The 19,399-nt window shown below is 38.1% G+C and carries 15 protein-coding genes, 2 tRNA genes and 2 rRNA genes (1 of these 19 running past the window's edge); 11 read left to right on the top strand and 8 right to left on the bottom strand.

The genetic code is table 11. The features are described from left to right. Positions 1–260: 260 nt before the first annotated feature. Complete coding sequence (locus tag STA7437_RS11165; protein WP_015193489.1) at positions 261–1,424, bottom strand: cysteine desulfurase family protein; 1,164 nt, start codon at positions 1,422–1,424, stop codon at positions 261–263. 225 nt (positions 1,425–1,649) lie between these two features. Here STA7437_RS11165 and STA7437_RS11160 point away from each other — a divergent pair, with 225 nt between their 5' ends. Beyond that, positions 1,650–1,862, top strand: a complete 213-nt coding sequence (locus STA7437_RS11160) for a DUF2839 domain-containing protein (RefSeq protein WP_015193488.1) — start codon at positions 1,650–1,652, stop codon at positions 1,860–1,862. A 211-nt stretch (positions 1,863–2,073) separates the two neighbouring features. Further along, positions 2,074–2,700 (top strand): CPP1-like family protein, encoded by a 627-nt coding sequence (locus tag STA7437_RS11155; RefSeq protein WP_015193487.1) that lies wholly within the window; start codon positions 2,074–2,076, stop codon positions 2,698–2,700. Here the strand turns inward: STA7437_RS11155 and STA7437_RS11150 are convergent. The 4 genes from STA7437_RS11150 to STA7437_RS11135 form a co-directional block, all read right to left on the bottom strand. Beyond that, positions 2,681–3,397: an HAD family hydrolase gene (locus STA7437_RS11150; RefSeq protein WP_015193486.1), complete on the bottom strand. Its 717-nt coding sequence runs from the start codon at positions 3,395–3,397 to the stop codon at positions 2,681–2,683. The genes STA7437_RS11155 and STA7437_RS11150 overlap by 20 nt on opposite strands. A 164-nt stretch (positions 3,398–3,561) precedes the next feature. Further along, positions 3,562–4,632 (bottom strand): glycoside hydrolase family 10 protein, encoded by a 1,071-nt coding sequence (locus STA7437_RS11145; RefSeq protein WP_015193485.1) that lies wholly within the window; start codon positions 4,630–4,632, stop codon positions 3,562–3,564. Further along, positions 4,629–5,747: a branched-chain amino acid ABC transporter permease gene (locus STA7437_RS11140; protein ID WP_015193484.1), complete on the bottom strand. Its 1,119-nt coding sequence runs from the start codon at positions 5,745–5,747 to the stop codon at positions 4,629–4,631. The genes STA7437_RS11145 and STA7437_RS11140 overlap by 4 nt, the downstream gene beginning before the upstream one ends. Before the next feature lie 412 nt (positions 5,748–6,159). Further along, positions 6,160–6,669 carry a hypothetical protein gene (locus STA7437_RS11135; protein ID WP_015193483.1) on the bottom strand — a complete coding sequence of 170 codons (510 nt, stop codon included), beginning with the start codon at positions 6,667–6,669 and terminating at the stop codon, positions 6,160–6,162. A gap of 310 nt (positions 6,670–6,979) precedes the next feature. On the opposite strand from STA7437_RS11135, the gene STA7437_RS11130 reads away from it, so the two are divergent. The 3 genes from STA7437_RS11130 (at position 6,980) to STA7437_RS26150 (ending at position 8,762) form a co-directional block, all read left to right on the top strand. Further along, complete coding sequence (locus STA7437_RS11130) at positions 6,980–7,840, top strand: carbohydrate ABC transporter permease (protein ID WP_015193482.1); 861 nt, start codon at positions 6,980–6,982, stop codon at positions 7,838–7,840. Between the two features lie 311 nt (positions 7,841–8,151). Continuing rightward, the gene (locus tag STA7437_RS11125; protein ID WP_015193481.1) at positions 8,152–8,526 is read left to right on the top strand and encodes a cupin domain-containing protein; all 375 of its coding nucleotides are present in this window, start codon (positions 8,152–8,154) and stop codon (positions 8,524–8,526) included. 29 nt (positions 8,527–8,555) lie between these two features. Next, entirely contained in the window at positions 8,556–8,762 is a 207-nt protein-coding gene (locus STA7437_RS26150; protein WP_015193480.1) for a hypothetical protein, read from the top strand. Positions 8,763–8,784: 22 nt separating this feature from the next. Here STA7437_RS26150 and STA7437_RS11115 read toward each other — a convergent pair whose 3' ends face one another. Next, positions 8,785–9,528, bottom strand: coding sequence for a sterol desaturase family protein (locus tag STA7437_RS11115; protein ID WP_015193479.1), 744 nt, complete (start codon positions 9,526–9,528; stop codon positions 8,785–8,787). 172 nt (positions 9,529–9,700) lie between these two features. Here STA7437_RS11115 and STA7437_RS11110 point away from each other — a divergent pair, with 172 nt between their 5' ends. Beyond that, complete coding sequence (locus STA7437_RS11110) at positions 9,701–10,126, top strand: gamma-glutamylcyclotransferase family protein (RefSeq protein WP_015193478.1); 426 nt, start codon at positions 9,701–9,703, stop codon at positions 10,124–10,126. A 536-nt stretch (positions 10,127–10,662) separates the two neighbouring features. On the opposite strand, the gene STA7437_RS11105 is transcribed toward STA7437_RS11110, so the two are convergent. Together STA7437_RS11105 and STA7437_RS11100 are read right to left on the bottom strand one after the other, a co-directional pair. Continuing rightward, a complete protein-coding gene (locus tag STA7437_RS11105; protein ID WP_015193477.1) occupies positions 10,663–11,268 on the bottom strand; it encodes a hypothetical protein in 606 nt (201 codons plus the stop codon). 348 nt (positions 11,269–11,616) lie between these two features. Next, positions 11,617–13,191, bottom strand: a complete 1,575-nt coding sequence (locus STA7437_RS11100; protein ID WP_015193476.1) for a YcjF family protein — start codon at positions 13,189–13,191, stop codon at positions 11,617–11,619. Between the two features lie 396 nt (positions 13,192–13,587). Between STA7437_RS11100 and malQ the strand changes: the two genes are divergently transcribed. From malQ to STA7437_RS26885, 5 genes are all read left to right on the top strand, one after another. Beyond that, a complete protein-coding gene (gene malQ / locus STA7437_RS11095) occupies positions 13,588–15,105 on the top strand; it encodes a 4-alpha-glucanotransferase (protein WP_015193475.1) in 1,518 nt (505 codons plus the stop codon). A gap of 302 nt (positions 15,106–15,407) precedes the next feature. Then, positions 15,408–16,900: ribosomal RNA gene (locus STA7437_RS11090) — 16S ribosomal RNA — on the top strand. 126 nt (positions 16,901–17,026) lie between these two features. Continuing rightward, positions 17,027–17,100 (top strand) — tRNA-Ile (locus STA7437_RS11085). Positions 17,101–17,186: 86 nt separating this feature from the next. Next, a tRNA-Ala gene (locus tag STA7437_RS11080) sits at positions 17,187–17,262 on the top strand. A gap of 175 nt (positions 17,263–17,437) precedes the next feature. Next, a 23S ribosomal RNA gene (locus tag STA7437_RS26885) occupies positions 17,438–19,399 on the top strand; it runs 2,168 nt beyond the window's last position. Together the 16S and 23S rRNA genes with 2 tRNA genes alongside form the textbook arrangement of a ribosomal RNA operon.

The raw sequence follows: 19,399 nt of genomic DNA, 5'->3' as shown, positions 1-19,399 counted from the left end.
GAGGGTCGTAAGTAAATTGAGAAATAGCTGGAGCTATGATTCAATTATGGGTGTTAGACTTGATAAATCTGAGCTAAATTAAGCGCGATCGCTTTTGCAAGCAAATTGCTCTAGCATTAAGAATTGTACACTACCTAAATTATAGTGCTTCTAATAAATCAAATTTTAACCTGAATATAACCTCAAAGATCAACTTTTGACAAGGAATTTATTGTTTTTAGATCAAAAAAATCATAAGTATGTAATTCAACAAGAATTGTTTAAAAATATTGTTTACTACGACGCAGAGACTGACAAGTGGAAATGACAAGCTTGCCTACTTGTTCGATCTCTTCTAAGGTATTAAATCTACCAATCCCAAACCTCAGAGAAGCATAAGCTAATTGCTCTGAATGTCCTAGAGCCATTAAAACATGAGAAGGAGTAGTATTAATAGCAGAACAAGCTGAACCAGAAGATAAAGCAACCGTTTGCTGCAAAGCTAAGAGTAAAGCTGAACCATCTACTTCTTCAAAACTAACGTTGAGATTTCCTGGTAAACGTTGCAGAGGATGTCCATTTAAATAAATTTTATCAATTTTTTTTAAAATAGACCAAAGTTGTTCTCGCAGTTGAAACTGACGTTGTGATTCTGATGCCATTTCAGCTATTCCTAACTCCACTGCTTTAGCAAAGCCAACAATTTGGGGTGTTACAAGAGTACCCGAACGAATACCGCGCTCTTGTCCTCCTCCCTGAATTTGGGCAGCGATCTTGACTCTAGGATGACGACGACGTAGATATAATGCGCCGATACCTTTTGGTCCATATACTTTGTGAGCGGTTAACGACATCAGATCGATTTTCATCTGTTGAACATCAAGAGGAATTTTTGCGATCGCTTGTGCTGCATCGCTATGAAATAAAACTTGATGAGCGTGACAAATTTCGCCAATCTCAGCTAAAGGTTGTAAGACTCCAATTTCATTATTAGCTGCCATTACCGAAACTAAAATAGTATCGGGACGAATTGCTTGTTGCAATTGTTGTAGATCAATTAATCCGTCTGGTTGCACAGGCAGGTAAGTGACTTCAAAACCAAGATTTTCCAAATATTTACAAGGATCAAGTACCGCTCGATGTTCTGTTTGAACGGTAATAATGTGTTTGCCTTGATTAAAATACGCTTCTGCTACACCTTTAATTGCTAAATTATTAGCCTCAGTCGCACCACTAGTAAAAACAATTTCTTCAGGAGTGCCATTGATTGCTTCAGCGATCGCTGTACGAGCTAATTTGACTGCTGCTTCTGCTTCCCAACCATAAACATGAGTAATGCTACTAGGATTACCAAAACATTGGGTAAAGTAGGGCAACATTGCATCTAAAACTCTTTGATCTACTGGGGTAGTAGCGTGGCAATCAAAATAAATTGGACGTGACATAAACAATTTAGTAGAATAACTTGATTTTAAAAGTAGTAAATTTGGATGTCATAATTAAAGAAAACAAAAAATTCAAAAGCTTTTCAATCCATCTTTACTGCTAATTTTTATAACAGTAGGATTTTATGTTTTAAATTGATTTAGAAGCCAAATTTAGCTGCCTTCTGGTGCCAGAAAACGCTATGATCGAGCCATAGTTGCGTAAATTTATGGTTAATTGTCATTATGGGTGAAGCAAAACGCCGTAAAACTGCATTGGGTGAAAAATATGGACAAGAGCAAACCATTTTATCTTGGTTACCTATAACTAAAACACAAGCGGAACAGTTTATTCAATGGACTACTAGAGGAGCTTGGATTGGTATTGGTATGATGGTAGCGATTTGGATTACAGTGAGATTTATTGGACCTGCCTTTGGCTGGTGGGAAATTTACTAATATTATTAGCAAAAACCATAAGTCACTGTTTAACTATTGTTAAGTTCAATGAACTAAAAACTACGATGAGATGGGATTGATCAATTGGCTTTTGAGTTTTTCGTTTTTACCTTTGATGAAAAAAGTTTTTACATGACAGCTTTTTCAGAAAAAAATTTATTTAAATATTAAGAAAACAATTTAGATAAAAACCAAGTTAAAGAGGTAACCAATGAACGAACAAAATCCTTATGAGCAACTTAATGTCACAGAAAATGCGTCTTTTGAAGAAATTCAAAATGCCAAGAGAAAGCTCAAGGAACAATATAGCCAAGATACAAAAGTATTAGAAAGTATTGAAGCTGCTTATGATGCGATTATTATGGATCGTCTCAGATTACGTCAGGAAGGTAAAATTAAAGTTCCAGAAAGAATTCGTTTTCCTGAAAGACTAGTAGAAACTCCTTCTGATTTTACTCCTGTTACTCAGAAGAATTCACCTCAATGGCTCAAAAACTTGCTTGATAGACCTTCACAAGCTGAGATTCTTTGGCCAACGGGAATATATATAGTTTTAGCTGCGACCGCGGTTTTTGCTCAAAGCACGGAAGCTTCTTTACTTCCTTTACTAATGGCATTGGGTTTTATGGCTAATATCTATTTTCTCAATCGCAAAGAAAATAAGTTTCCTCGTTCTTTGTTAATTAGTTTAGTTGTATTATTAGTGGGTATTGGATTGGGTAATGGATTAGCTCAGTTATTATTGAGCCAAACTGGTGGAATAGGGTTAAATGTTGAGCAATTTGCTTCAGTTTTGACTTTTTGTTTGTTTTGGATAGCTAGTTGCTTTCTGCGCTGAGGAGTTGAATTTGATTAGTGTGTTGAAGCACTAAATTAATCGCTTCTGTTAAATCATTAGCAATAAAATTAGGTTGATATTGTTCTAAATGCTTGCGATCGCGAATGCCTGATAAAACTCCAATAATTTTAACTTGATGTTGTTTAGCTGCTACGATGTCTGCTTCTGTATCTCCGATCATCCACAGATCGGAAGCAGGAGGTAATTCGCTTACAGCTTTTTTCATCAGTAAAGGTTTATCTTCAATATCGGTTGTTTTAAGATAATCATTGCTTAGGCAATAACGACGGTTGGGGGGAAAAAAACGAGCTAAATTATAGCGTTCAAATGCTTCTGCTAACTCTTTTTCTCGTCGCATTGTCATGACAACCAGATCTACTCCTAAATACTGTAGTTTTTCTAAAACGGAGATGGCATTAGGAAGAACTTGATCGTAACTGAGGTAAGGTAGAGTATGAACCGTGTTTTTGCGGATGAGAGCAAATTTTTGGGCTTGAGTTTCGTCTAAACCTGATTTGATCCCAATTTTATATTCAGGTACACGCGCTCGTTTAAGCTGCCAGAATTCTTCTTTGCTTAGTTGGTGAATTGATTGTTGCTCGTATTTAGTTTGTTCTAAACAATATTGATAAACTTGGTAGTAGCGTTCCGAAACATCCATAATCGGACCGTCGAAATCGGTAATGACTCTTAGCATTTTTTAGTTTTTTTTAACTTTTATATACAAAAATATCTTAATCAATCCCATCTGACAATCAAATTTACTCTCTTATGAGGAAAGAGGGAATTAGGAAATAAGCTTAATTCTGGATCAAGATTAAGGCGATCTCGCCCAGGAGCGAGGCGCAGAAGCGGTCGCGCTTAGAAAGGTAAAGAAGCTATTTGATTGTAACCTCCTAATTGATACAGTGCAGTTGCTACCGCATCGTTATTTTTGCGTAAACCTTCGTAGTGAAAAAATACTTGCCCACTAAAACCACTAGCGCGATTTAATTGAACACATTGAAGGAGGTCGTGAATGCTTAGTTCTTGATTATTGGCAGTAAAAGCAATTCCAGGCACAAATTTAGAGTGTGAATTAGTCGGAAAAATTCGTTTAATTTGTTTAACTTCCTGGCGATAATTACCAAAACTAGAACGATAAATTTGGGGATGAATTAAATCTACTATGCCTCTGGTAAGCCAAGTTTTAGTATCTTGTAGCAGATTATTCAAACAAAAAGGATAAACGGCGGGAGACAAAGAAATAATTAATTGAGGGTTAACTGCTTTGACTTGTTGATAAACTTGAGCGAGAAAATCAGTTAGTAAATTAGCGCGCCATTGTAGCCACTGTTGGTTGTGGGGATTACGAGGTGGTGGAGTAGAAAATTCAGCTTGATAGAGTTTAATTGTTTCTTGATTGTATCCTCCGATAACAGGAAGAGCAGGCAAGCGATCGCATCCTTGAATACCTTCAATATTATATTTAGTTACTACTTCTAAAATTAAATTCAACATAAACTGTTGAACTTCTAAATTAAAAGCATTCATCCAAATTAAACCACCATGTTTAACTACTTCCCCATTAAAAGCGATCGCTTTCCAGTGCGGTTGCGATTGTAAAATGTGTCCTCCATTAGCTAGATGGGAAGCTGCAAAACCATATTCAAACCAAGGAATTACTTCAATGTTGCGCTGATGTGCCTCGGTAATAATTTCTGAGAGAGGATCTCTTGATTGAGATTCATAAAATGGTTCAATGATAGGAAAACCATAATCTGCCATTACTTGACTGGGAAACAAAGTATAACCTCGATTCCAGACAACAGGAAAAATCAGATTAAATCCCTGCTGTTGTAAAAAATCCATCGCTTCAGCAATATTTTGTCTTGATGCTAAAACTTGACTATGGGGACGATTTGCCAGCCAAATGCCACGAATTTCGCTCATTTTCCTAAAGTTAGTTCTTCTTTCTTACCAAGGATGCCTTGGGGTCGCCAAATCATTAGAACCATTAAAATTAAACCAATAATCATAATTCGTAATGCCCCTGCACTAGAATTATCGACTAAACCTAATTGAGGCAAATAAAAACGTGTCAACGCATCATACGCCCAGAAAATAATTACTCCGAGTAATGTTCCTGCATTACTTCCTGCACCACCCAAGACTACCATTGTCCAAGCATTAAAAGTAACAATTGGTTCAAAATTACTTGGATAAACCGTAGTCAACTGCCAAGCATAAAAAGCCCCAGCTACACCTGCGATCGCACCACCCAACATAAAAGCTTGTAATTTATACCAAAAAACGTTTTTACCTAATGCCCGAGCAATTTCTTCATCTTCTCTAATCGCTTTTAGTACTCTACCCCAAGGAGAATTTACTAATAATTGCAAACCCCAATAAATAATAGCTAAAGTTATTAACACTAATAACATCAAGCCTGCTTTGTAATTGTAATCAGAAAGAGCAAGAAAACTATTAATATAAACAGTTAAAATTAAACTAAAAGCGATCGCACCCCAAATAATGGCACCGATTTTTTTACGGGGTTGATAACTTTTTCCTTGAATTTCTCGACTTTCTCGCCATTGATTTTTTAAACCTTGCCACAATTGCCAAACTGCAAAAATAGCTAAAATAGTTAAAATCCCAATCGCGATCGTTTTGCCGATGCCATTAGGATCAAATCTTTCCAAGGGCAATTGATAACGTTGAATTCCAAATGCGCCTTTAGTCAACCATTCCTCATTAAGAGCAATTAACCTCAACAATTCTGAAACGCCAATTGTTACAATTGCTAAATAATCTTCTCGCAATCTCAAGGTAGACATTCCAATTAATAATCCCAATAATGCTGCTACTAATGCCCCGATTAAAACAGCAATGATTAAAGGTACACCCAAAGAGCTTAATAAAACTGTGGTATATGCCCCGACAGTCATAAAAGCCACATGACCAAAGTTAATTAAGCCTGTAAAACCCCATTGTAAGTTTAATCCAAGAGCAAAAATTGCAAATAAACCGATAGAGATTGTCAGGAAAACAAGATAACCAACCATTTACGTTTGCTTTAATTCGATAAATTCCAATCTTTTCGCCGATTTTACCTTAGTTGAAAGCTGATGAAAAAAAACCATCAACTTCCAATTAAAAAGTAGGGTTTTACAAGTTAGTAGTTAAAAGGGCGTTGCTGATTTGAGGGATGAATCCTTTCTTGTCATCCTTCGTTCCGCTCAGGATCAATGTAGGAAACCAAATGAAGTATCTATCGAGATTCTTGACCCGCTGTCACCTGAATTGGATTCAGGCGGGGAATCCGTCGCCAGGCAAGCACTCGAATTGAATTTGAGTGAACCTGGCGATGCTTGTAAGCCCCGTCGCTTCAATTCCTTCACTGCATTCAGGACTCGGGACTACGCTCAGAATAACGGAGCATACAATCAGCAATGCTGTTAAAAGAATAGTAATAATTTAGGCAGCTAAAACAAAATCAACTTCATTAGCACCCTTTGTTTCTCCATGCCCAGAAGTCAGTTGTTTTCCATTGACATCGACTGCAAAAGAAGTTCCATCTAAATTGATATTGTAATCAGTAGCGTTACCAGTATAGCCGACACTAGCAACCATCTTACGACCTTCATCGGTATATTTGAAAGCCATCATTTGATTTTTATTTTTTTGATTATCTTTTGCCCAAATTACCATGTACTGTTCGCCTTGATATTCAAAAATTTTAGGTGGACGAGAAGGAACATAACGACCAGGCGCACCAAAACTTTTATTTAGAAAATCTTGAACAGAACTAGCTTCTACGGTAGCGTAGGCTACTTCATCAGATGCAATAGCTTCTGCATCACCTTGATTTTCATCAACAACTTCTTCTTTACCTCGGTTACGAAAATAGTCTACTGCTTTTTTAGTGCCGATCGCACCAACAGTAGCAATACCAGCACCAATTAATAAGTTACGTAATCTAGTCATCTCTAACTCCATCAAAAGAAACTTCTTTTTGTTTACAGTATATTTGCTTACTCACTAGCTGAATTTGAGTATTTTTTAATAGTTCGAGGTTATTTATAACTTAAGTGAATTTGGTTAATTTATTTTTTTATCAGCTTAGTGACGTTTGCCTTCTACATTCTGCCCAAACAGTTTTTTTTCTCACCAAATTAATAATTGCTATAGCAGTTTGAAAATTCATCAAGTACACTTCAATCAATTGAAATCGCAGTATTTCTTCTAAGCGAATCAAAGTAACTGTAAATTCTCAACCTTTAAAAAAATTAAGAGAATGAAACAATACAAATTAACTCCTTATTTATTTTTATTACCAGCTTTATTGCTACTGGGATTAACTGTATTTTTTCCTGCTATTCAAGCTTTTTCTTTAAGTTTTACTCGTTACGAATTTGACCTAACCCAAGCCCCTCAATGGATTGGTTGGCAAAACTTTGAGCGTTTAAAAACCGATGTTGTTTTTTGGCAAACTATCAAAAATACCTTGCTATATTTAGTGGGAGTCGTTCCTATTTTAGTGATTGCTCCTTTATTTCTGGCGATTTTAGTTAATCAAAAACTGAAAGGAATTAATTGGTTTCGGACGGCTTTTTATACTCCTGTCGTGATTTCGATGATAGTAGCAGGAATTGCTTGGAAAGCTCTTTATACTCAAAATGGTTTACTTAACCAATTTCTTAAACAATTTGGTATTGCAGAAGGCATTCCTTGGTTAACTGATCCTAATTTAGCTCTATGGAGTGTGATGGTAGTTACAATTTGGAAAGGACTAGGTTACTACATGGTAATCTATTTAGCTGGCTTACAAGCGATCGCTCCAGAATTATATGAAGCTGCTGCGATTGATGGTTCAGATAATTGGCGCAAACATTGGGATATAACTTTGCCACTGATGCGTCCTTATTTATTATTGGTAGCAGTTATTTCTGCCATTTCTGCCACTAAAGTCTTTGAAGAAATTTATATCATGACTCAAGGTGGTCCGCGCAATAGTTCTAAAACTGTGGTTTATTATCTTTATGAGCGAGCGTTTCAAGATTTGGATATTAGCTACGCTTGTACGATTGGTTTAGTGTTATTTTTAGGAATTTTGGGTTTATCGATTTTAAATTTACGTTTTTCTAGTAAGAATTAACAATCGACAGTCTTTCTCAAAAAAACTTATTGGATTAACCGATTTTCCTCACAAGTTCTTCAACTTATTAACTTAATTTATGGGCAGAGTTGACCAGCGTTGGTAGCTCATGAGGAGGATTGTCATGATCCATCATAATCAAAACGGCAAAATTATTCCTACTACTGAAGAAAAACCTAAGATCGAAGGTAGAAAAATGATCAAGTTTAGCTGAGAAATGGCAAAGAGAATACAACTATCTAAAAAAACTATCTGTAATAATACTTGGGTATTCAATGAACGTAAATTTCTGTAGTTCCTAAGCAAAAATAATGATGACTAATACTTTACCTTTCTCTATCCAGCGCACATTTGATGTTGAAAAATTGGTTTGCTTTTCCGAAGAAAAAGCTATTGTTACAGAAATTTCTATCACAAAACATTCCAGCATTGCTGTCTGGGGCGTGCGCCCAGGTCAACAAGTGCCTGCACATACTCATCCCGATGGTCAAGACACCTGGATTGTTATTAGAGGAGAATTGACTTACTATCTTGGTGACGGACAAAAAAAAATTATCTCTGCTGGTCAAGTAGATGTTGCTGAACCGTTTCAGGTTCATGGAGCAATCAATGAAGGATTTGAAGACGCAGTGTTTCTCTCCGTATATTCTGCACCAAGTCTCAAAGTCATTAGTGCATCTCCCTAATTTTTATAGCAATCTGCAATCGAGAACAGATGAAATTAAAACTATGGGTAAAGCAATTGTTATCGATACTAGTCACTCGGATCGAAGGTCATGCCAAAATTTCAATTTACCTAGACGATCAAGGTAAAGTCGATAATGCCGGCTTTCATGTGGTTCAATATCGAGGTTTTCAAAAATTCTGTCAAGTAAAGTACACAATTAATTTTTTTCATCAACTTAACTTAACAGGAGTTTAAAATCAATCAAAAAATCTAAGATTTAATCCCAATGATCATAATTAGGATCGTGAGTATTAAGCAACTTATCCCACCAAGTAAAATACAGTCCATAATGCACCGTGTATTTGCGATGATGGATTGAATGATGGGTTGGACCTATTAACCACTTTCCTAACCAATGACGAGGAAACGATGCAGGAAATATTTCAAAACCAAGATGGGTAAACACTGCCCAAATAGTCATCGTGATTAAGGCAGCAATAACAGTAATGAAGTGAAGTGGCATAATAAAAACTATAACTAAAAAGAAAAATGTTTGTGCGATCGCTTCAGGTGGATCAAAAGCAAAAGATGTCCAAGGTGTAGGTTCTCTTGAACAATGATGACCTTGATGTAACCATTTAAAAAATAAGGAATTGTGAAATAGTCGATGAATAAAGTAAAAATAAGCATCTTGGAGAATCAAAACTCCTAAAAAGCTGACTCCTAAATACCACAACCCATACTTGTTGAAATCACTGTATAAAAGAGTTAATCCTAAATCATACTCAGACATGATCAATGCTGCACAGAGAGCAAACACTACAGTTGAAATAAGGGATAACTTAATATCTTTTTGAATTGATTCCCATTTGGGAGTTTGCCGACGTAATCGTTGATTAGCGAAAAATTTGCCTAAAACCGAGTAGAAAAGTAGATAGGTTCCCCCAGCAATGAGAAAATATCTGCCAAGAATAATAAGGATAAAGGCAACACAATAAAACCAAAGTTTGTCTAGTATCAAGATTAAGTTTTATCTTAAAAAAATTGATTAATCTATTGATTTATAACAAATTTATTGAGTGAAAACCTCTATCAAAAGAAGTGTTCGCTAAGTTTAAAAAGCCTTAAAATTTTGCCACTTCTGTTCACAATTATAATTAAAATACTTTAGTTATGGTCTGAGGAGGATATCGATGAGCAATTCAATTAATTTATTTTGTTATGGCTCTTTAATGTATCCTGAAGTATGGCATTTAATTGTTAAAGATAAATATCAACAACAACAGGCCAAGGTATTTGGCTACCGCAGAAAAAAAATAAAAAATGAAGAATATCCTGGTCTTATTGCTTCTAAGCAAGAAGATAGCATACAGGGAACTGTTTATTTTAATGTCTCAACTCAAGATTTAAAAAGATTAGATCTTTTTGAAGGAAATCAATATATTAGAGTTAAAGTAAATTGTATTTTATGTAATGAGTCTTATATTGAAAGCTACACTTATATTATTAACCCACATGACCAAACCATAGTAGAAAAAGAAGACTGGAATCAAGAAGAGTTTGAGCAAAATGGATTAAAACAATTTTTAAATAAATACAGGGGTTTTTCTGCCTTTTAATTATAATTAATATTTTACTCTTCTTCTGTTACATTTAAAAAAAATATAGCAATTCTCAAAGTTATAAGATACACCAGCTATCAGTTACTAATTACTAATGACCAGGGATGAATAATCAACAAAAACCAGGGAGCTAATGTACTCACGAGAATAAAAAACGCTATAAATTTTATCTAAAATAAAACACTTGATCAAGTTCATCAAAATTCTTGGTCAATAAAAATATTTTTATTGCTCAAATTTAATTAAAAATTTAGTTTAATTTTTTTAACATGATAAATAACACATAAAATTCACAATTTAGTATTGTTAAAGGCTATAAATTTTAATTAAAAATAAGTTTTTGATATTTTTTAGCAGTCGAAGCAAAAATTAAGACACTTACTGTTGACTATTCCCTGTTTGTTGTTCCCTTGGTTTAAGATTACAATGTCCGCGCACCACAGTTCGCTTGCTACAATTAAAAAGTCAGAAAAAAACCAGGACTTATTGCCTGGATTCAACTGAGTAAGTATAAATTATTTTAGTGATGAGAATTAACCTCTAGGCGTTTTTGTTTGACGCGCCATATCTTTAAACATATTTAAACTAGGACCGGGACGACGACGAGATCTATTAGAAAGAGGCATTAAATAATCGGTAGCAAAAGTTGTTTCTGACTCAGTTTTCTTGTTGCTATTATTGTTGTACATCGCTTTGACCCAAAATGGCTGTTCCGAAGATGATGTACTAGAAGTAGTTGGAGTAACTTGACCATTATTAGTTTCTTTAGATTGCTTTTCGTTACTCTTAACCGAAGTCTTTTTATCTGCTTTCTTTTTATTTTTGGTTTTGTTTTTCTTCTCTTCTACAACCTTTGTAGAAGTTGATTTAGTTTCAGCTATTTTGTCTTCTACAGTTTCTTTAACCGTAGATACTTTTTCATCTACAGTTTCCTTAACTGCAGATACTTTTTCATCTACAGTTTCTTTAACTGCAGATACTTTTTCTCCTACAGTTTCTTTAACTGCAGATACTTTTTCTCCTACAGTTTCTTTAACTGCTGGAACAATATTATTAACCGAATCAGTTAAATCTTCTTTTAATTCTAAATAAAATCCATTTTGCTTTTTCGATTTACCACCAAATAGCTTTTCTAACATTTTTATTTTCCTCCAGAAAGATAAAAAAAATCAACAATTACGCTATTACCTACAAACTATGTAGATACATTTACTATTCCTAACTTCAAATCTAAAATGCCTTGTCAGTTTTTACTCTCTTTAAATTGATGAGAATAAGATTTAACAAAATATTGTGATGATTTAATTTAGCTACAATCATAAATTATTTGCAATGATACTTTACAAAAATTAATGCCTAGAGGTTAAATTAAAATAATTTTCACTCCCTAAAATTAATTTAAGTTAAGCACTACTCATTTTGTTACATAAAGTACATTTGATTAGTTTTCAACTTTGATCGATGACCTCGATTTAATTAAAATAGACTTACCAATCATCTTCCAGTCTAGCTTCTAACTCTAATGTTTCTGGTTCTTGTTCTTCCCAATTACCAGTAAGAGGTTGAACCACTTTTGCGATCGCATCTTTGACAAAAGATTTAACAAATTCATCTCGACGACTCAACTGAAACTGTCGCTGCACTACTTCCGTAATTCCTCCATCACCCCAATCTTGATCATGACGAAAATATTCTATAAAACTTTTCCCAGCAATCCGAGTTAAATAAGCAGCAGAAACTGCCTGAATGACTTTTCCTACTATATAAGTAGCAACGTGAAATTGTAGAGCTTTGGCTAAAATTTCTACTGCACCTTTAACCACACCCAAGCTTACTAAAGTTTTACCTAAAGATAAAGCTAAATCTCTACCTCTATCCGAATTTAATTCACAACCATAAATACGACCAATTTCTACTACCATTTGAGCATTAACTGCTGCGGTTGCTAACAAATCGACTACAGGTAAAGGAGTCATTGCAATTACTCCTGCACCAATCCATTGATAGCGATCAATTACTCGTTCTGCTTGTCGTTTTCTTTGACGATCAATAATTTTTCTAGCTTGATCTCCTAATCTTTGGGATTGTAACAAAATATTGTCAGCAATTAAATCTTCACCTTCTGCTCTCAATACCGCTACTAATCTTTTAATTAAAGGAATTATTTCTGGTTCTGGTTCAATAATCTCTCCACTAGCTAACTGAACTGGTTGAGGATTAGCTGCGATCGCTATAACATCAGCAGCAGGAATTAATTTAGTCACTCTCTCTTTTAACTGTTTTAAAATTACCTCTTGATCTTCATCAGCGTAAAGATCAATTTTATTGAAAACCAATAAAGAACGTTTACCAATTTCAGCTAAAGTTTTTAACGGTTCGTATTCTGATTGTAGTAAATCGTTATCAACTACAAATAAAAGTAAATCTGCTTCTGTCGCTAGTTGTCTAGCTAATTCTCCTCGTTCTGTTCCAGCTATTCCTGCTTCTAAAATACCAGGAGTGTCGGTAATTAAAATTTCTCTTGCTATTCCCTTAAGTTTTAAGCTATAGGTTTCTCCTTCTTTGGTAGTTCCCATAGTCGGATTAACTTCCCCAACAATTTCTCCCATTAAAGAATTTACTAAAGAAGTTTTTCCTGCCGAACCTGTACCAAAAACTACTATTTTGATTTCTCCTCGTGCTAAATTAGCTTCTATTTCTTCAGAACGTTTTAAAAAAGCTTCTTGAGCAATACGATCTTGTATCTGTCCTACCTGTTTCTTTAATGCTTTAAGATTTTCTGCTGCTGCTTGAGTTTTTTCTTCAGGTATTTTTTTAACTAAACGATTTCTACGAACTTTGGTTCTCGATTTTTTATTATTGTAAAAATTAAAATAGTAAATAAATGCAAAAATTAATAGTCCAAGTAAAATAACCAGAAATAATAAAAGAAAATTAGCTAAAAATGGTGAGGTAAAAGAAATTTGCAAATACAATCGATAAAGTGATGTGATTAACCAAATTCCTAATCCTAAAATTAAACTAAGACCTACAAAAAGTGTAAGTAGACGCGCAAAAGACATTTTTATGTACCACTTAATTTTGAATAGTCAGTAATTAAATTTATATCCACTAATTTTTAAATTTGTTAATAGTAATTATTTACAATGTGACTTAAATTTTGAATTTACAATCGCTTGATATTTTTATTGATTTAAAAAATCTATAATTAATTTGATTCAAAAAAATGGTTTTAAAAAATAAATTGAATCTGTTTATTGAAACCTAAAGCTCAACCTTAAAAAAAACAACTATTTTTAATTTAAATAAATTGCTAAATCTAGATTTATTTTGCTTCTATCAAAAGATATATTTTTTATTTATTTTCACGAACTCCTATCAACAAAATATAACAAATCCTTTAGTCTTCCATCAGAACTTTTATGCTAAAAAAAATTATGTCGCTCAAATTAAAATGAATGTTTGACTCAAGAGCTAGCGGTATTTTACTTCATCCTACATCTTTACCTAGTCCTTATGGTATCGGGGATCTGGGTGTCAATGCTTATCAATTTGTAGATTTTTTGTCAGCAAGCTATCAACAAGTATGGCAGATTCTGCCAATTGGCCCGACTGGATATGGTAACTCTCCATATTTATCCTATTCAGCTTTAGCAGGAAATCCTCTTTTAATTAGTCCGAAACAATTACAAGAAGACGGATTATTAACTGAAGAAGACTTAAATAGATTGCCTGAATATCCAGTAGAGCGAGTCGATTATAATTTAGTAATTGCTACAAAAATGCCTTTATTAAAAAAGGCAAGTGCCAAGTTTCAATCTCTAGCATCAGCAAAACAGCAACAACAATTTCAGGAATTTTGCGATCGCCATGCAGATTGGCTAGATGATTATGCTTTATTTATGGCTTTAAAAGAAGCTAATCATGGTGCTAGTTGGAATCAATGGGAGTCAAATATTGCTTCTCGTCAACCAGAAGCCCTGATTGATTGGGCAACTTGCTTAAAAGATGATGTTTACTATCATAAATTTATTCAATATGAATTTTTCCGCCAGTGGCAACTCTTAAAAAAATACGCCAACCAGAAAAACATCAAAATTTTTGGTGATATTCCTATCTATGTTGCTCATGATAGCGTCGATGTCTGGGCGCATCCAGAAATTTTTTGTCTTGATGAAAAAACAGGCGAGCCAGCTTTAATGGCTGGTGTACCTCCAGATTACTTTAGTGCAACTGGACAGTTGTGGGGCAATCCTGTTTACAACTGGAAAGAGTTAGAAAAAACAGATTTTCAGTGGTGGATCAGAAGAGTAGAAGGAATTTTAGAATATGTCGATTTAATTCGGATCGATCATTTTCGTGGTTTTGAAGCATTTTGGGCTGTTAAACAAGGCGAACCTACAGCAATGAATGGCAAATGGCTCAAAGCACCTGGAGAAAAATTTTTTACTATTCTTAAAGAAAAATTAGGAGAACTACCAATCATCGCAGAAGATTTAGGCGTAATTACACCAGAAGTTGAAGAATTGAGGGATAAATTTAATTTTCCCGGCATGAAAATTCTCCAGTTTGCTTTTGACAGCGATCGGGATAATCAATTTCTTCCCTATAACTATGTTAATCGCAACTGCATTGTTTACACTGGCACTCACGATAACGATACTACAGTAGGTTGGTTTAACAAACGTTCTCCCGAAGAGCAAGCTAGAGTAATCGATTATTTAGGGTGTCTGTGTCCAGAAGGAATTCATTGGGCTTTAATTCGTCAAGCTTTAGCCTCAGTAGTAAATCTTGCCATTATTCCTCTACAAGATACTTTTGGATTAGGAGCAGAAGCCAAAATGAATACTCCTTCTCAAGCAGAAGGTAACTGGGAGTGGCGTTTTCCTGCCGACTATTTAAACCAAGATTTAATTGATTATCTAAAACATGTAGTTTATATCTATGGTCGCGCACCCGTCTCTTCAAATTTTTAAATCTTTGTAACCCTTGTCCAGATTAACTTAAGCATAATCAACCTAAAAAAGTTCAAAATTTCCGCAAAAAGGGGTTGACTTTTAAAGAGAAGGTGGATATATTGGTAAATGCGCGGTTGAGGGAAACGTCCCGAGACAACGCTCCGAACCTAGACAAATCAATAGTTTGAAGGCTAAATAATTAAACCAGCCCTAGTTTAAAATAAACACTTAAATTAAACAATGAGTCAGGTTAAGGAAGTTCAGTTGAACCAAATTAATCTGGAAAGAACATCAAAAACTCAGCGATGAGAAAAATGTTCACCATGGAGAGTTTGATCCTGGCTCAGGATGAACGCTGGCGGTATGCCTAACACATGCAAGTCGAACGGGAATCCTTCGGGATTCTAGTGGCGGACGGGTGAGTAACGCGTGAGAATCTGCCTTCAGGACGGGGATAACAGTTGGAAACGACTGCTAATACCCGATGTGCCGAAAGGTAAAAGTAATTCGCCTGAAGAGGAGCTCGCGTCCGATTAGCTAGTTGGTGTGGTAAGAGCGCACCAAGGCGACGATCGGTAGCTGGTCTGAGAGGATGAGCAGCCACACTGGGACTGAGACACGGCCCAGACTCCTACGGGAGGCAGCAGTGGGGAATTTTCCGCAATGGGCGAAAGCCTGACGGAGCAATACCGCGTGAGGGAGGAAGGCCTTTGGGTTGTAAACCTCTTTTCTCAAGGAAGAAGTTCTGACGGTACTTGAGGAATCAGCATCGGCTAACTCCGTGCCAGCAGCCGCGGTAATACGGAGGATGCAAGCGTTATCCGGAATTATTGGGCGTAAAGCGTCCGCAGGCGGTTTCACAAGTCTGCTGTCAAAGACTGGAGCTTAACTCCGGGCAGGCGGTGGAAACTGTGAAACTAGAGTACGGTAGGGGTAGAGGGAATTCCCAGTGTAGCGGTGAAATGCGTAGAGATTGGGAAGAACACCAGTGGCGAAGGCGCTCTACTGGGCCGTAACTGACGCTCAGGGACGAAAGCTAGGGGAGCGAAAGGGATTAGATACCCCTGTAGTCCTAGCTGTAAACGATGGATACTAGGCGTTGCTTGTATCGACCCGAGCAGTGCCGCAGCTAACGCGTTAAGTATCCCGCCTGGGGAGTACGCACGCAAGTGTGAAACTCAAAGGAATTGACGGGGGCCCGCACAAGCGGTGGAGTATGTGGTTTAATTCGATGCAACGCGAAGAACCTTACCAGGACTTGACATGTCGCGAATCACTAGGAAACTAGAGAGTGCCTTCGGGAGCGCGAACACAGGTGGTGCATGGCTGTCGTCAGCTCGTGTCGTGAGATGTTGGGTTAAGTCCCGCAACGAGCGCAACCCTCGTTCTTAGTTGCCAGCAGTTAGGCTGGGCACTCTAGGAAGACTGCCGGTGACAAACCGGAGGAAGGTGGGGATGACGTCAAGTCAGCATGCCCCTTACGTCCTGGGCTACACACGTACTACAATGGTAGGGACAAAGGGCAGCAAGCTCGCAAGAGTAAGCGAATCTCAGCAAACCCTGCCTCAGTTCAGATTGCAGGCTGCAACTCGCCTGCATGAAGGAGGAATCGCTAGTAATCGCAGGTCAGCATACTGCGGTGAATCCGTTCCCGGGCCTTGTACACACCGCCCGTCACACCATGGAAGCTGGCCACGCCCGAAGTCGTTACCCTAACCCGTAAGGGAGGGGGATGCCGAAGGCAGGGCTAGTGACTGGGGTGAAGTCGTAACAAGGTAGCCGTACCGGAAGGTGTGGCTGGATCACCTCCTTTTTAGGGAGACCTGTTGAAGTCTACTGAAAGATACACAAATAAGTAGAGATTCAAATAATCCCAAGGTCGGACTAGGGAAAAAAATTAAAGCCTTCAAACTAGTAACTGGTTCGGTTGAAAGAACATGGGCTATTAGCTCAGGTGGTTAGAGCGCACCCCTGATAAGGGTGAGGTCCCTGGTTCAAGTCCAGGATGGCCCACCTATCAGCCAACAAGAAACAGTAATCGGCAATTAAGTTAATTAAAAGCCAAAAATTGTGGAATGGTAAGCTGGTGAATCAAAAGAGGGGGTATAGCTCAGTTGGTAGAGCGCCTGCTTTGCAAGCAGGATGTCAGCGGTTCAAGTCCGCTTACCTCCACCAGAGTCAAACCGAATCAGGAATCAAAAAATCCAGCATCTGAAGCATCATAAGCTAGGAATGCTGGGCTTTGAGTCCAGTACAGCACCTTGAAAACTGCATAAAACATAGAGATTACCAGCAGGTAGAAATAGAAACAGAAAAACTATTTCGTGAAAAACAAGACAAGCTCCTAGCAGGTCAAGCTAGAAAGGGCTAACGGTGGATACCTAGGTACACAGAGGCGAAGAAGGACGTGGTGACCGACGATACGCTCCGGGGAGTTGGAAGCAAGCATTGAGCCGGAGGTTTCCGAATGGGGCAACCCCAAGTACGATCTACTGAACACATAGGTAGAAACGAGCCAACCCAGTGAACTGAAACATCTTAGTAGCTGGAGGAAAAGAAAGCAAAAGCGATTCCCTTAGTAGCGGCGAGCGAAGAGGGAGAAGCCTAAACCAGCGGACATGTCTGCTGGGGTAGTGGGACAGCCACAACGGGAAGGCAGAAGCTAGACGAAGCAGCTGAATACTGCACCAGAGAAGGTGAAAGTCCTGTAGTCGAAAGCTCAAGCAACCAGGCTGAATCCCGAGTAGCACGGAGCCCGTGGAATTCCGTGTGAATCAGCCGAGACCACTCGGTAAGGCTAAATACTACTGTGTAACCGATAGCGAAACAGTACCGCGAGGGAAAGGTGAAAAGAACCCCGGCGAGGGGAGTGAAATAGAACATGAAACCGTTAGCCTACAAGCAATGGGAGGACGATTGAACGTCTGACCGTGTGCCTGTTGAAGAATGAGCCGGCGACTTACAGGCTGTGGCTGGTTAAGGGGGAAAACCCGAAGCCAAAGTGAAAGCGAGTCTGACAAGGGCGTTTTTAGTCACAGTTTGTAGACCCGAACCCGGGTGATCTAACCATGTCCAGGATGAAGCTTGGGTAATACCAAGTGGAGGTCCGAACCGACCGACGTTGAAAAGTCGGCGGATGAGGTGTGGTTAGGGGTGAAATGCCAATCGAACTCGGAGCTAGCTGGTTCTCCCCGAAATGCGTTGAGGCGCAGCGGTTGAAAAATACTCCGAAGGGGTAAAGCACTGTTTCGCTGCGGGCTGCGAGAGCGGTACCAAAGTGAGGCAAACTCAGAATACTTCGGAGTCGACAACCAGTAAGACGGTGGGGGATAAGCTTCATCGTCAAGAGGGAAACAGCCCAGACCACCAGCTAAGGTCCCCAAATGGACGCTAAGTGAGAAAGGAGGTGGGAGTGCATAGACAACCAGGAGGTTTGCCTAGAAGCAGCAATCCTTAAAAGAGTGCGTAATAGCTCACTGGTCAAGCGCTCCTGCGCCGAAAATGAACGGGGCTAAGCGTTCTACCGAAGCTGTGGACTTGCAATGCAAGTGGTAGGGGAGCGTTCTGTGTAGGGTGAAGCACTAGCGGCAAGCAGGTGTGGACGGCACAGAAGTGAGAATGTCGGCTTAAGTAGCGAAAATTAGGGTGAGAATCCCTAACCCCGAAAGCCCAAGGGTTTCTCCGGAAGGCTCGTCCGCGGAGAGTTAGTCGGGACCTAAGGCGAGGCCGAAAGGCGTAGTCGATGGAAACAGGGTTAATAATCCCTGACTACTAGGTGGGAGCATCATTAGGGACGCATGAGGGATAGCCACACCCTGAATGGATTGGGAGTCCTCTACGGAGGGCGCGTGGTTAAGAGCAGTGCCAAGAAAAGCTGATGATGTGATGAAAACCAAGTACCCGTACCCGAAACCGACACAGGTGGGCAAGTTGAGTATACTAAGGGGCGCGAGATAACTCTCTCTAAGGAACTCGGCAAAATTACCCCGTAACTTTGGAAGAAGGGGTGCCAGCGAGAGCTGGTCGCAGTGAAGAGGCCCAGGCGACTGTTTACCAAAAACATAGGTCTCTGCCAACTCGAAAGAGGACGTATAGGGGCTGACGCCTGCCCAGTGCCGGAAGGTTAAGGAAGTTGGTCAGCTCGTAAGGGTGAAGCTAGCGACTGAAGCCCCGGTGAACGGCGCTTACAAGGGTAGGTTTTTTACAAAGGGAGGAGTAAAAGCTCAGAAATAAGGTAAAAGTATTAAGAGAAGTAAATAGTATAGTTATCATGAGATGAAATTAAATCAACATCTCAAAGATTGGAAACAGA

Origin of the sequence: Stanieria cyanosphaera PCC 7437 (assembly GCF_000317575.1) — a bacterium.
GTDB lineage: Bacteria > Cyanobacteriota > Cyanobacteriia > Cyanobacteriales > Xenococcaceae > Stanieria > Stanieria cyanosphaera.
The sequence above is the reverse complement of the archived record's forward strand: the minus strand, read 5'-3'. Positions and strand labels throughout refer to the sequence as shown.